The sequence below is a fragment of the Mesorhizobium sp. M2A.F.Ca.ET.043.05.1.1 genome (assembly GCF_003952445.1).
Lineage (GTDB): Bacteria > Pseudomonadota > Alphaproteobacteria > Rhizobiales > Rhizobiaceae > Mesorhizobium.
In genome coordinates this window covers 1,623,573-1,637,772 of record NZ_CP034446.1, presented here as the reverse complement: position 1 = coordinate 1,637,772, position 14,200 = coordinate 1,623,573, and the positions used below count along the sequence as shown (strand labels likewise).

Sequence of the window (14,200 nt, the reverse complement as noted above, 5' to 3'; positions counted from 1 at the left end):
CGGAATGGCGGGGCAAGAAGCGCTTTCCCTTTGGCATGCGGTCAGCCGCGACCACCGCCTCCGGCCGGCGTTGGAAGATAGCCTCGATGTCGACCTTGCCGTTGCTGGCGGCGGCTTTGCCGGCCTGTCGGCGGCACTGCACGCGGCCAGCAAAGGTCTTTCGGTAGCTGTGCTCGAAGCAGAAATCATCGCCTGGGGCGCCAGCGGCCGCAACGCGGGCTTTGTCGTCCCAAATTTCGCCAAAATGGATCCGGACGCCATAGTGGCGCATCTCGGCGCGGAGCGCGGCGAGCGGCTGATCGGGGTCGCCGCGGGCAGCGCCGACCTCGTGTTCAACCTGATCGGACGGCATAACATCGCCTGCGACGCCGTCCAGAACGGCTGGATCCAAGCGGCGCACTCATCGGCTGCTCTCGAAAGAATCGGATCCCGCGCCAAACAATGGGCGGAGCGCGGCAGGCCTGCGGTGATGCTGGACCGCCAGCAGACCGAGGCACTGACCGGCGCGCGAGGCTATGTCGGCGGCTGGATGGATCGCTCGGGCGGCGTGCTCAATCCGGTCGAATTCGCGCGCGGACTGGCCGAAGCGGCCGAAACCGCCGGCGCGCGAATTTTTGAGCACACGCGCGTCACATCGATCGACCGTTCCTCCGACAACTGGACGTTGACGACTCCCTCAGGTTCGCTGCGTGCCGGCAAGGTGCTGATTGCCACCAACGGCTATGGCGGAGCCCTCAACCCGACTCTGGAGCGCACATATTTTCCGTTGAAGGTCTTCCAAATCGCGACGGCGCCGCTGCCATCGAAGGCGCGTCAGCACCTGCTGCCCGGAGGCCACGGGTTCTCCGATACCAGGCGAAATCTCATCACCTTCCGCTTCGATGCCCACAACCGGTTGATCAGCGGCGGCATGCATGTAGTGGGCGCGGGCGCCGACGGACGCGTGCCGCGGACAATCTGGCGGCGGCTGGTGAAGCGCCTCGAACTCTCCGACCTGACGCCGATCGAGTACAGTTGGTCGGGGATCGCCGCCATTGAGCCGGACTTCCTGCCGCATCTGATCGACCTCGGCCCAGATCTGTTGGCGGCCCGAGCCTGCAATGGACGCGGCATCGCCATGACCACGGCGATGGGCAAGGTGCTTGCCGACTGGGCCGCTGGAACAGAAGCCCGCGACCTGCCGCTGCCATTCGCCCCGCCGGCGCCGATCCGCTTTCACGGCTTGCTACGCTACGCGCCCAACATGCTGCTGCCCTGGAGCATGTTGCGCGACTGGCTTGATCGGACTGGTTAGGACAGGTTTGAATCAAAAAACCCTAGATTCTGTTTCACTGCAAAATTCAAGCCATCGCCCATTTCGACATCCCAAAAAACGGCCCCAATATCCGACCTTGCCCATGAGCAGCCGCAATTCGGGCTGAAGCGCGACTCAGAAAGCTCGAGAAGGTTCCAGAAACCCCGGCAAACCGCACGCCACACCGGACACTAAGGTCCCGCGGACATCGTAGCGAACGTCCTCGACCGAGCGGCCAATTTCGTCGCCAAAGGTGCGTCCGAAAAGGACTGTCGGCGGCTCTGTCGTGAGAACGAAAAAAGAAGAGAAGCAGAACTTTCGTGTGCGATTTTTGCACACGACCTCTCGTAAGTGGCTGGTTTTGCTTAATTGTCCGTCCAATCCATCATGGGCGCAACGGCTACCCTATGCTCCTGATTTTCAGCATTTTTCATTTAACATCAGTTTCTTAGGACCTGCCGAGTGCACACGAATTTGCGCCAGAATACGACCCTTTTCGCCAAGTTTCGATCTCTCAGTGCACGCGGAGCGCACACGAAAAAATGGCCACCTATACGAAGCTCTGATCCGGTTCCTGGCGCGTGCAGGTTCGTTGCAAAGGTCGCTACGTCAGCGAGACGTTCTTGCGCCGAGAAACGCACGACGATGGCCAACCGAAACCGAACGCCAAGTCGACCGCGGCGAGACACCGACCAAGTCTCGTGTAGCGCGCCTTAAAACTTTCGGCGAACTCATCGACCTCCATATCGGCGACATCTGCGATGTAGGCAAGTCCCCTCGCCGCTCCAAGGCCGCCGCCCTCGATATGCTCCAACGACACCTGGGGAAATGCAACATCGCGGCTCTCGATCGCGAACGGCTCATCCTATTTGGTCGTGAGCGAGCCGCCCAAGGTGCCGGACCGCTCGGCATCGATATCGGGATTATAGAGCCTATCCTGTCTCATGCTGCGGCCGTCCACGGCCATGAAACGATCGACTGACATCGGCGTAGCATCCTCTCATGGCAGATTGCATAGGGTAGATCCCACAATGATCGGCAACTTTCTGCAAAAGGCTACGATGGAGGATGGTGAAATCGATTCCTGGTTTCCGACCGGCCCGAACACCAACATCCGATCAGCTTAGACACGTCTCCCCCTTTTGGACGAACCCTCGATCCACGAGTCTCATTGACGAAGGACAATTGACCGATAGCTTGAGGCGAACTGAAAGTCGCCACCGGTTTGAAGCTATTGTTCGGGTTGCAACTTGCTGCATCTTTCCCACAGTCGGGGCATTGTCGAGAAGACAACTATTGCGGCGGCTAGCCTCACACCACTCGCCGGCGCAGCCGCAGGTCGGCTGCTCTTTGAAAACTCGCTATCGATTCTGAACAGGACCGGTGCTTGGCACATCGCCAAAGACCTTTGCCAGGAGTTCGTGCCCCACCACGCACAGGCTCGGTACTGGCGCCTTGGTTCGCGCGGCCCCGAAGGCCTAGCCCGCAAAATCGCGGCTCGCCTGATGATGCTGGAAATCAGTTGGCTCAAGGACAGCCGACACTTCTTGATCGGCGGCAAGACCGCCGGGGGCGACACCAAGGTCTTTCTCGATCCGCTCTTTGTGCTGAGATCAGAGCTGACTGAAAAAGATATCGTGCTCTGCCATGACGTAGGCCCTTTGAGTCATAGCTTCCTGTATGACACCGTGACGGTTGCGAATTATCGTATTGCGTACGAAAAAATTAGCAGAGAAAGACCCGGGATTGTTTTCGTGAGCGATTGGTCAAAGGATAAGTTCGTTTCCCTCTACGGGCTAAACTTTCGATTTCTTACCACCATTCCGCTATACGTGCGTACAGGCTTGTTTGACGGACCCTTGGAGCCCCTTTCAGGTATCGACGGGCCGTTCTTCTTGACTGTCGGCGCTTTTGAAACACGCAAGAACCAGATCGCTGCGCTCGAGGCGTATCGGGACTGCAGGTTCCGCGAGCAAGGTGTGCAATACGTTCTTTGCGGTCCGCGAGGCGACGGACGTGAAAAGATCATTGATCTTGCGAAATCGATACCGGGAGTTGTGATGCCGGGGTACGTTCCTGACAGCCAGTTGCGCTGGCTCTACGCGCACGCCGAGGCATTCGTTTTGCCGAGCCTCCTCGAAGGGTTCGGCATGCCCGCTTTGGAGGCCGCCTATATGGGCTTGCTTCCGATCGTATCCGAAGGCAGCGCATTGGTGGAAGCCGTAGACGGCGTCTGCGCACAAGTACCACCCAAGGACGTGGCCGCAATCGGACAGGCAATGCGGCATGCGCTTTCACGAAGCTCAGCCGAGAAAGCGAAGACTAGCCGCGAGCTGCGCGAGGTTGCCTCACGCGCCTCGAAAGAGCGCTTTCTGCAGCGCTGGAGAAGCCTGTTGCAGGCGCGGTAGGAACAAAATTCCACCTAATTTGCCCAAGGCATGTCCATCGAAGTCCGATGTTTCGAGGCACGAAATACATCCCATATTAGGCGTTATCCAAAAGTGGTAGCCGTGCTGCATCAAAATTGGCAAATAGCCGACAACGTGACCGCGCTCTTACATTGAGTTTTGGGGTTACTATCTGCGCTGCAGCGTTCAATGTATCTCGACCAACATGCATCATTGCCAAGACATGAAAGCGTCGCTTGAACCTCTTTCGGCGCGAAGCGCCTTGAGAATTCGCGCTAACGGAATCTAGATGAACACATGCGCCGACATCCATGTAGACGATCTGGCGGCGACGCCGCCCGCTGCCACGCGAGGTTGGTTGTCCCGCAAGGAACGCCCGGCAAGCGCGACTTCCACAATTGCCCTCTTCGGGAATTTTGGAAGCAACAATTTCGGCAATGAAGGATCGCTTCTTGCAATGGTGGAGTTCCTCCGCCGCGAGCGGCCCGAGGCGAGGCTTTTTTGCATATGCACCGACCCCTCCGCCATCAGGGACTCACTTGGAATGCCCGCCATTCCAATCCGGCGATCCGGGCGCTTTGGTGAGCTATCGCATAAGATTGTCAGGACTCCTCTCAAGGTATTGGGCAGGGTTCGCAACCTCGCCAAGGCATTCCGAGATATCCGGCGCGCCGACGTCATGATCATTCCCGGAACGGGAATTCTTGACGACTTCGGTGAGCCGCCGCATGGGATGCCTCTTGATATCTTGATGTGGTGTTTCGCTGCACGGGTGTCAGGCACGAAGGTGGCTTTTGCCAGCATAGGAGCCGGTCCGATTGGCCATCCCGTTAGCCGATGGCTGATGGTCTCGGCCGCGAAGCTGGCGCATTATCGATCCTACCGCGACGCCCGCTCGAAGGAATTCATGCGGAATGCGGGTTTGGACGTGGAGAACGACGCGGTTTATCCCGACGTCGTTTTCAAACTGCCTACCCCGAAGCCGGCCAATTCGGCGGAGTCGACCTCGGTCAGTTCAAGAACCGGCGTCCTGACCGTCGGCCTCGGGGTGATGAAATACGATGGCTGGTACGGATTTGCCCACGACGGCGGGGCAGTCTTCGATCTCTATCTGGATAAACTGGCACAGTTCGTCAACCATCTGCTGGAACGCGGACATCGCGTCAAATTGCTGACGGGAGAAACCACCGACATGGAGGCCGTGGATGCACTGCTTGCACGGCTGCGCGTGGTCGCCGCCGGCTCTGCGTCGGAACGCGTATCCACCGGGTTGGTGAGTTCGCTGCATGATCTGATGGAAGAGATTTCCGAGACAGATATCGTCATCGCCACACGCTTTCACAACATCGTCTGCGCGTTGAAGATGGAAAAACCCGTTATCTCCCTGGGATATTCGGCGAAGAACGACGCGCTGCTGGCAGAGATGGGCCTCGATGAATACTGCCAGCATGTCGACACATTCGACGTCGAGGTGCTTATCGCCCAATTTGAGAAGGGCATCATCGAGACCCAGAAGATCAAAAACGCGATCCGTGCGGGTAATCTCGCTTTCATGGAGCAACTCGATCTGCAAGACAAGCGACTTCTGTCGGAAATTTTGTCGTGAACATGCTGCTGGCTAGCAGTTTCTGGAGACTCTGGGATGCCAAGTGTGGACGTCATAATCCCCTGCTACAACTACGCGGATTATTTGCCTCAATGCGTCGACAGCGTGCTCTCGCAAGGTGTCTCCGAGGTCAGAATTGTCATCATCGACAATGCCTCGACTGACAACAGCGTCGAGGTTGCAAGACATCTGGCTGAGTCGGATCCGAGAATAGAGCTCGTCTGCCATCCGGAAAATCTCGGCCCGCATGCCTCGTTCAATGAAGGGATCGACTTGGCACGCGCAGACTACTTTGTCATTCTGTGCGCCGATGACCTCATGCAGGCAGGATCTCTGAAGCGTGGGATCGAGGCGCTCGAACAAAACCCTGGTGCGATTTTTGTTGTCGGCGCCAGCACGCCGTGGGCGGGCCAAATGCCACCCGAACCGACGGACCAGCCTGAAGGCTGGAGCGTTCAATCCGGGCTGGACTATATAGAGCTCTGCTGCCAGGCAATAGGCAAGAATCCCGGGGTGCACGCAATACTGGTGAGGACTTCGGCGCAAAAAGCAGCAGGGCATTACCGAGCTTCGCTGAAGCACATGGACGACCTGGAGATGGCCCTCAGACTCGGCTGCATGGGATCGGTTGTATGCCTTCACGCGGCCTTGGCAATTCAGCGCCTACACGCTGCGAATTTGAGTAATGCTCTGTGGGAAGATCGTCTCAAGGATCTTCGGGAGCAACAGGCAGCCTTCGACAGCTTCTTTCGTCGGGAAGGGCGAAATATTCCGCGTTCTCTTGAACTACATCGCGTAGCGACACGGCGAACAGCTGAAACCGCATTTTGGTCGGCGGCTTCGCACATCTACAGAGGCAAGACCGCCGTTGGCCTTGGCCTGTTCAAATACAGCCTCAGCCTAAGACCATCATTGGCACTGATACCGCCGGTAAGCCACTTGTTTCGCACGAATGGTGCCCTCAAGCGGGTAGCCGAACTCTTATCGGCCGGAATTCGCTGAACTCGCAAGTCGCCGAGCGTTACTGCTCGTCGCTGCAAATGCCTGCCCTGCTACGCCGTTTCCCAGGGAAATTGCCGCAAGACCCGCAAGACAAGGCGCAATGTGCCGTAAGCAGCGGAAGCTGTCTTGTCGGACGGGCAGCAAACAGCCAGGGCCACCAAAAAATAGGCGTGCCAGAGCCGGTTACGAAAACATGCAGCCTCTTTGAACAGCGCTATGGATTTGTTTCGATATCCTGATCTCAGTGCGAGGCAGGCCGTCTCGTAAATATAATGCTTCCGCAACAGCGAGAGTTCGGGATCACTGCGATTTTGGTTCCAATGAAGCTGGTCAAAATATTGCAGACGATTAACGCGAAAAGCGTAGGCGTTCGGCCCCGTCGCAAGGTGATCTTCCTTGAGGGGATCGGAATGCAAACCATGTTCGTGTTTGCGTGCGGAAGGTAACGAGATGAAATTCGTGCGGAAATGACGAGCGAGTAATGCCTGGAAGGGATAATCTTCCGCGCTGCGCTTGGAGGCGTCGAAGCGGCCGACGAGCTCCAGCGCCTGGCGAGTCATCACCGTGGCCGGAAGCCAAGCGAAATACCCCCAACGCGTGTAGCGAAAGATGTGCCCCTGGTAAAGAAATGCTTCGGACGCTTCCCTGTCGGTCGAGCATCGCGTCGCCCAAGTTCCGAGCGCGCGCTTTGTATGAAAAACGCGCAGATAGTCGTCGGTTTGGCCATCCGGGAGTTCGAACGCATCAGAGCCAATCACGCGGGCTATGCTCCGATAACAATTGACGATCGTCCCCTTGATCATCCGATGGTCGGTATCGTCCTGAAAAAACTCGAAAGTAAGGTACTGATCGTCCGGAAATTCATTGAAGAAGGCAACCGATAGGGACAGGAAATGCGGAAGCCACTCGTCATCAGAATCGAGGAAAGCAATCAGTCGACCAGTGCTGGCTGCGATGCCGGCGTTGCGCGCGGCGGCCACGCCCTGGTTGCTCTGCCGAATTAAACGGATACGCGAGTCGAACTCAAAAGTCAGTTGCGCGGTGTAATCGGTTGACCCGTCGTCAACGATGATGAGTTCCCAATCTTCGAAAGTCTGCCCAATTATACTATCTATCGCCCGCATGACTGTGTCAGCGCGATTGTAGGTTGGTAGTATAATAGATACTTCAGCGCGGGGTCGATACATCAAAGATCACTCTCGAATGTTGCCTGCACCCCCCGGCGTCGTGGCATGTTCGAAACGGGTAAGTCACCGTCTACTGTGGCAATGCGCCTAGGGTTGTCCAGGACAACACTTCCTCATGCCGGACCCTAGGTTCGGCAGGAGATGCGGCATCGACATAACTGTAGCTTTCATTTCACCTCGCTCGGCAGGACCGCCGCAGCCTGGACGGGTTCGGCGATCACCAACAAATCCGGATGGGGCTGCCGCCCTGTCCGCAGCATCCGGGCCAGCCACTCGGCGACGTGGTCTAGTTCGTGCATTGCCGGATGTTTGACTAGCCAGATCGCCAGCACCCAGCCTAGCCCCGAAAGGACGGCTGCAACCACTGCGGCAGCCAGGTGGATCTGCGCAGGGTAGCACGCAAGGGCGACCACGGCGGGACCAATGGCGCTGCCGATCGTCACCGCTGCACTCTTCCACAAGGCAAAGACGAACTCTGTCCAAGTCATGCTTATGTGGCGTCGTACGAAAAGTAGCGAAACCATAGCTTGGAAAGGAACCGTCAGAAGCAGGCTGAGCACCATGCCGCGCAAACCGAAAGGAGCAGCGATCAAAAGCAGGACGGCGCAAACCGGCCATATGACAAGCGAACGCAAGAAGGCATCGCGAATGGCGCCAACCGCCAGGAGCACGCAGTAGTTCAATGCATAGCTGAACGAGAAAAAGGAGGCAATCGCAGCGATCCGGACCAGCGGCACTATCTCGAGCCACTGGTCTCCATAGAGGAACGTCACGACTGGGTGCGCCAGGATAGAAAGCACGCCGAGCGCCGGCCAGTGGACCGCCGTGGTGTAGGTCAGCGCGGTCAGGTAATGATGTTTGAGGTCCCCACCTTTCCTTGCCTCCGATGAAAATCCCGAGAAAACAACGGAGATTGAACTGGCCAGAAAGATCTTGTCGGGCAGCTGGGCAACCGTAAGCGTCCGGTTAAAAAGGCCCGCTGCATTGAATGAGAGAAATCGTCCCAGCACCAGATATGGGATCTGGTCGTACATTCGGGCAAGCATCACGATGAGGCCATTGTAATAACCGAAGGCAATCACGCCCCGCCAATTGCTGAACAGCGGCTTGAATATCCAGAACTCACTCCGGAGCAGGAGCGCGAGGATGCTGCCGAAAGTGGCCGAGACGAACCACGCCATGGCAAAGCTCATGTAGCTGAACCCGAGCGACGTGAGGGTGAGGACGGTGACCGCGCTGGAGACAGCAATCGCAATGTTCACCAAGGCAACCTGTCCGAATGCCATCTCGCGCCGCATGAGCGCCAGTATGGGAGCGGCCACCACCTCGATGACAAGAGCCGCCGATATCAGACGTAGATAGGGCCCAAGGCCATCCTCGCCGTAGACATGGGCGATCAACGGGGCAAATAGAAGGAGCCCTGCTGAGATCAAGGACGTAAGCGACAACATCACGGTAAATGCTGCGCGCACGTCCTCTTTCGAAAGATTGGGCCGCTGAACTATGAATGCAGTGCTGGAAAACTCTCGCAGCGACAACGCAAGACCGACAACAGCCGATCCAGTCACCGATATACCGATTTCGCTCGGCGTAAGAAGCCTCGACACGACCATCGTCAGGCCAAAATTGACGGCAAGACCGAAGTATCGATCAGCAGTGGTATAAATTAGCGCTCGTCTAACTGAATTCATTGATCGACTTCACAGGATTGGAGTGTCTGGCGAAGGGTCTTGATCTCCGATTATTCCGCAGGCCGGTTGATATTTGTTACTCTACGCAGCTTTCGCACTGCCCGGCCGAACTGGTATCTCATGATGTTGCCGCAGATTCGCATTTCGTGCTTGACTCCTTTAACCGGAGCAAAACGTTGCTTGTAGTCGTGGCCCCCACCCAAGTCGATACCTCGCAGATTGAATCTGCCGACCATCTCGAATGTCAGATAGATTAAATATGTCCCTATATCAAAGCGATCGTATTCATGATCTCTGAAATATACTTGGGCAACTAGATCATTTTCATGTATCAGGCAAGTCACGCCCCCGACTCGACGATCACCGTCGCTGAGCAGGATGGACACAAGACGGCCGGTGGCCTCCATGTACTCCGCAGCCGCGACACGGTCTGCTATCTCCGCGCCATCGATCCCCCAGGTCTTACCCCACTCTTTGACAATCAATCTCGCCGCGCCCGGCTGATTGATCCCAACGGAGAAGCCGCTGCATTTTCTGCGAGACTTTCGTATTGCGTCCCATCGACCAGTCTTTCGCCAGTACGCTTCAAAGTCGTCCGTGGCATCCATTCCGAAGGTTGGTTCAGACCACAGCGCCCGCACCGCGCCGTGGCTTTGCGGTTCCTTTTCCAGGCGCCAGAAGCCAAGCTCGACAGTAACGCCTACGCTTGCCACGGCATCCAGAAGCCGGCCAGGTTGCGACGGCAAGACAAATCCGGGAACGATGTAGCGGGTTACGGGCACCCAACATCCATCAGGCGTCCGGCGCAAGGCCACTATTGCGACAGGCGCGTCCCGCTCACGCACAAGCGCGATGAGCTTTCTATTGTCGATCGAATTTGTGGCCAGTATCCGGAACAGCTCATGCGGGCACGCGTCGGATTCAGGCAGCCGCGACAATGCATCATCCAGTTGCGAATTCCATTGCCTGAACGAGGTGACGTGAGGACGGGACCGTTGGGCGCGCGCCGGCTGGTTCTCCTCAACGACCGGCTGGATTGGTCTGGTCCCTATCGCTTCGGATTGCGCCTGCATGCGACTACTCCGGATTCAAATGTCGCGTTCACACTACGGGCCGGCGGATAGCGTGCAAACCTCCCAAAAAGGCTGCGATTGCGTACGAAAGCAGTAGTTCAAATTTCTGCGATGGTTTGCCGCAATTCACTTGAACCTGGCGAGACAACTGGCGTGGTTGCGGAGTGTCATCTAACCTGCGCGGCGTCGATGGCGCGCGCAAAAGGCGTTATTTCCGGATACTGGCCACCGGCTCGGTCAAACGGTTGCGTGGCGCCCAATGCGCGCACCCGTGCGACCCAAACAACGGCCAGCGCGACGAAGAAGAGAATGCCTGGATCGGCATTGCCACCTGATATTGAGGCGGCGACTAAACCGGCAAGAGCGGAATTCCTGACACTCGTCACCACAGCGTCCGTCTCGGGGTCCAACCACCGCCGCACCCCGCCTACGCCTCGAGCCAAGACACCAAGCAGCATCGCCATCATCAATGATCCGAAAAACCCGAGCTGGGACAGGACCGCGATCGGCCAACTCGATGTCCTCGAACTGCCGAAACCCACGCCGAGGCCGTTGGTGTCGATGACGGACTGCAGGCTTTTCAGGTTCCAATAGGTTCGCTCATGGCCTGACCCGGAATTCGCTTTGTTGACGATGGTTTTGTTGAAGAGCCCAACAAAGGAATCCAGGACGTTTGCCTTGTAGAGGCTGATGCCCAACACCGCAGCCGTGCCGACAATCATCAGAACGGCTATCAGTATATCCTCGCGCTCAATTTTCCCCTTTAAGACCGAGGCTAACATCGAGAAGGCGACGGGAACGCACAGCACCATAAGCCCAACATAGGCGGTCGACGACGTCGACAGAATGGTCAGGAAGAGCAAGATGCCCGACAACCATTGGGCAACGACCGACTTGGTCTTTCGCCAGTAGGTATAGCAGAACGCAAGGCAGGCCAGAGTAGCAGCGGCGAAGGAAGATGCCTCGGAGAAAGGCCCCGTGATGCGGGCGAATCCAGCCTCGTACGCACCCGTTATAATCGCATAATTGGCAGTTCTGATGGGGGCGAGGAGATCACCCAGCCCTGCATTTTTACCGACAAAGTCAATCAATCCCATCCCGGCGTGCAAGCAGCATAAAACGAAGAAGCCGCGGCGAATCTGATCGATACGGTCAGAGCGCAGCGTCAGGACGCAAAGCGCGATGGCAGCAAGCCCGCCAAGGATAAAGTAGCCCGTCTGCGAGATGTTGCCTGAAACTGGCGCCAAGGACGCTTCCACCACCGCTCCCCTGGTCTTCGACTGGACGAAGACGACGGTCTGCCCGGCGAAGAACCTGGGAAACAGCCACGATCCGATGATCGCGTAGACCATGAGACTTGCGAGTATCCAGACCGGGCGGATACTCCCGAAGACGCTTCCGAGGTCGAACCATATACGGCGTCTGGCTGCGACGGCCGCGACGAGTAGAGCCTCGAACATGGTGTAGATGAGCGGAGATGACCCACCCAGGAAAGTCAGGGTCATGACGGCCGTAGCGCCGAATGCCTGGGAAGCAATCAGCCCGATAATCAGCACTCCCCGGGCATAGTATGCAATGGCAAGAACGGCCACGCACACCAGCAGACCCGGCAAAGAAACCTGCATTGTTGATCGAGCCTTTCGCTCGGTTGGTCCCGCCAATGTTGACGAAAGACACTACCCGACGGCGGGTATCTTTCGACGGGCACGTACCTTGGGCAAGTGAGCCAAACGGCGTAGTCCTGCATTCCGCAAGAAGCCGTAGGTCTCCTTGAGAACCGAAAATACCCCACGGCTTGCAACCAGGCTCGGCCCGTTGAGGCCCGTCAACCGACCGCGAGCCACGATCGCCGGCTGCATGCCATCCGCTGCGGCTGAGAAGCGCTCGTGTTTGGGCTGCTGGCGGTTGCAGGCTCAGAATGTGTCGACACGTCGGCCTGCCGGGATCCTGCCTACCCCTTCCTGCAAACGGCTAACTCGCGAACGCACACTAAAGAACGGCTCGACGGCGAGTTATGTCCCCCTTATACACAGGCTCGCGGGCACATTTCTGCTTACGATCGTGAAATGTCGTGATAATTGGAGATATCGGGAGCTCTGGGCAATGGAGTGGGTTCTCTAGAGTTCCAGCATGAGGAGGACAATCCGTATGACCACCCGTGTTGTACACGGCGCATTTGGACCAAAGCAGGTGAAGCAACTCAAGGAAATTTATGAGCGAGCGCAGGCTGTGACCGCCCAGTATCCTGAATCGCACGTCGCTAACAAAGCCGCCAAGAAGTTGATCGATGCGTTTGAGACAGTGACCCGTAGCCATGAGGCGGTCTGCCGTTGGCTGAGCGAGACTGAACCCCAGGGACACGCCTGAGGTTCCAATCGTCAATTCTGGGAGCATCTATCCGCCTGCCAGACAATGCTGGCAGGCGGATTTTCTGCTGTGCCGCTCACCGCAAAAGCGATAGGGGAGCCATTGGGGCGGGCGAATGGCTCCCCTACCCTGTCTTCGCTTTATCCGCAGACAGACCGGCGTACGCCCGGGCAAACGCTGGCAAACAGATGTTCTTCTTTGGCAATGCATGACGTCAACGAAGCCTTTGGAGTAAGAAGCCGCCGTGGATTAACGGTCCTGCTTCCGCCTATCGGATGAGCTTGGCGGCGCTGCTTTGCCTGAAATCATTTTTGTGCACGACTCCAGGAACCCGGCCCAATGGCTTCGGCCCGCATGGCCTGCCCATCAGCGGGATCCCTTGAGAGCCAAAAAAATTTACAAAAAATTAACTTAGATTAGCTCTCGCTAGTAAAGCATCAACTACTGAATTTTAGGTGGTGTAGGGGAGAAGCGATGAGCGTCCAAGCTGGGGGGGCCTGGCTGGACTCTCAGATTGGTAGAAACTTTCAAAAAAATCTAGGATTTGAGGGGGCTGTCGGCCGCCATGAGGCGGTCGTTTTGGGCAAAAGTTGGGGTGCTAGTATGAGTTCTGCAATCGGACTGCATAATCTTGCTTCGACAAATCAATCAGAAATCTCGTCGAGCAGCGCAAAGAGCAACGAACAACTAGACAAGGAATGCCTACTTATTCTTGACGGAAGGGCGCTAGACCGGGAATGTCTAGCATCGGCTCTGGAGGATCATGAGCTTGGCATGACTGTTGCCGCCATGGGCCGGATCGAAGAATGGCGAATAAAGAAGGAAGCATACCCTCCTCTAGCCGCCATCCTATTTAATCTTGGTGGACGCAAAGTTACCGATCAAAGCATAGCTGAAGAGGTCCGCATGATCTCTTCAGAGTTCAGTTCTGTTCCAGTGATTCTGCTGGCTGACACGGAAGATCTTACACAGATACTGACCGCCCTTGAAAGCGGCGCGCGCGGATACATTCCGACTTCTGTTGGCATTGACGTCTGTGTCGAAGCCGTCAACCTTGCGGCGGCTGGCGGCATCTTCGTACCGGCCAGTAGCGTGCTGTCCATGCGGCATCTGATCGATTCAGGCAGCCGCGACGCACGTCCGCTGACGACTATGTTCACGCACCGGCAAGCTGAAGTGGCTCAGGCGCTTCGGCGCGGCAAGGCGAACAAGATCATAGCCTACGAACTGAACCTGCGCGAAAGCACCGTGAAAGTTCACATCCGCAATATCATGAAGAAACTGAAGGCGACCAACAGGACTGAGGTTGCCTACAAGGTGAACGACCTTTTCGGGGAAGGTGCTCTCGCGGAAGAATGACAGCTGGTTTCAGACGGCCCGCCAGAGTTCACTTCTGCGGGCCGTCTTTGTTAGCCTCGTTTCGCGATCGGCTGTTCCGCAGCCGCTGCAAAATGGCGTCTTCGTCATAAAACGCCGGTATTGGGCTCCAACATCCACCATAAGTGCTAAATCGGCAGCCATTTGGTGATCGCGAAATTTGGGACCGGACATGTAGACTTTCCAGCAGCTGGA

At 57.0% G+C, this 14,200-nt stretch carries 11 protein-coding genes; 7 read left to right on the top strand and 4 right to left on the bottom strand.

Going from position 1 to position 14,200, the window contains the following annotated elements; all coding sequences use genetic code 11:
- Positions 1-4: 4 nt before the first annotated feature.
- The 5 genes from EJ069_RS07775 (at position 5) to EJ069_RS07755 (ending at position 6,310) form a co-directional block, all read left to right on the top strand.
- Positions 5-1,294, top strand: coding sequence for an FAD-dependent oxidoreductase (locus EJ069_RS07775; RefSeq protein WP_126064655.1), 1,290 nt, complete (start codon positions 5-7; stop codon positions 1,292-1,294).
- A 286-nt stretch (positions 1,295-1,580) separates the two neighbouring features.
- Complete coding sequence (locus EJ069_RS32655; protein ID WP_189476220.1) at positions 1,581-2,276, top strand: hypothetical protein; 696 nt, start codon at positions 1,581-1,583, stop codon at positions 2,274-2,276.
- A 268-nt stretch (positions 2,277-2,544) separates the two neighbouring features.
- Entirely contained in the window at positions 2,545-3,702 is a 1,158-nt protein-coding gene (locus tag EJ069_RS07765; protein WP_245456457.1) for a glycosyltransferase, read from the top strand.
- Between the two features lie 289 nt (positions 3,703-3,991).
- Positions 3,992-5,308 (top strand): polysaccharide pyruvyl transferase family protein, encoded by a 1,317-nt coding sequence (locus EJ069_RS07760; RefSeq protein WP_126060802.1) that lies wholly within the window; start codon positions 3,992-3,994, stop codon positions 5,306-5,308.
- A gap of 36 nt (positions 5,309-5,344) precedes the next feature.
- Positions 5,345-6,310 (top strand): glycosyltransferase family A protein, encoded by a 966-nt coding sequence (locus EJ069_RS07755; RefSeq protein WP_126060801.1) that lies wholly within the window; start codon positions 5,345-5,347, stop codon positions 6,308-6,310.
- 50 nt (positions 6,311-6,360) lie between these two features.
- On the opposite strand, the gene EJ069_RS07750 is transcribed toward EJ069_RS07755, so the two are convergent.
- The 4 genes from EJ069_RS07750 to EJ069_RS07735 all read right to left on the bottom strand — a co-directional run bounded on the left by EJ069_RS07750 (position 6,361) and on the right by EJ069_RS07735 (position 11,886).
- Positions 6,361-7,497, bottom strand: a complete 1,137-nt coding sequence (locus EJ069_RS07750; RefSeq protein WP_126060800.1) for a glycosyltransferase family 2 protein — start codon at positions 7,495-7,497, stop codon at positions 6,361-6,363.
- A gap of 167 nt (positions 7,498-7,664) precedes the next feature.
- On the bottom strand, positions 7,665-9,188 hold the full coding sequence (locus EJ069_RS07745; RefSeq protein ID WP_126060799.1) for an oligosaccharide flippase family protein: 1,524 nt from the start codon (positions 9,186-9,188) through the stop codon (positions 7,665-7,667).
- A gap of 50 nt (positions 9,189-9,238) precedes the next feature.
- Positions 9,239-10,261 carry a GNAT family N-acetyltransferase gene (locus EJ069_RS07740; protein WP_126060798.1) on the bottom strand — a complete coding sequence of 341 codons (1,023 nt, stop codon included), beginning with the start codon at positions 10,259-10,261 and terminating at the stop codon, positions 9,239-9,241.
- 167 nt (positions 10,262-10,428) lie between these two features.
- A complete protein-coding gene (locus EJ069_RS07735; RefSeq protein ID WP_189476217.1) occupies positions 10,429-11,886 on the bottom strand; it encodes a hypothetical protein in 1,458 nt (485 codons plus the stop codon).
- A gap of 523 nt (positions 11,887-12,409) precedes the next feature.
- Here EJ069_RS07735 and EJ069_RS07730 point away from each other — a divergent pair.
- Together EJ069_RS07730 and EJ069_RS07725 are read left to right on the top strand one after the other, a co-directional pair.
- Positions 12,410-12,628, top strand: coding sequence for a hypothetical protein (locus tag EJ069_RS07730; RefSeq protein ID WP_126060797.1), 219 nt, complete (start codon positions 12,410-12,412; stop codon positions 12,626-12,628).
- A gap of 603 nt (positions 12,629-13,231) precedes the next feature.
- A complete protein-coding gene (locus EJ069_RS07725) occupies positions 13,232-13,987 on the top strand; it encodes a response regulator transcription factor (protein WP_189476458.1) in 756 nt (251 codons plus the stop codon).
- Positions 13,988-14,200 lie beyond the last annotated feature (213 nt).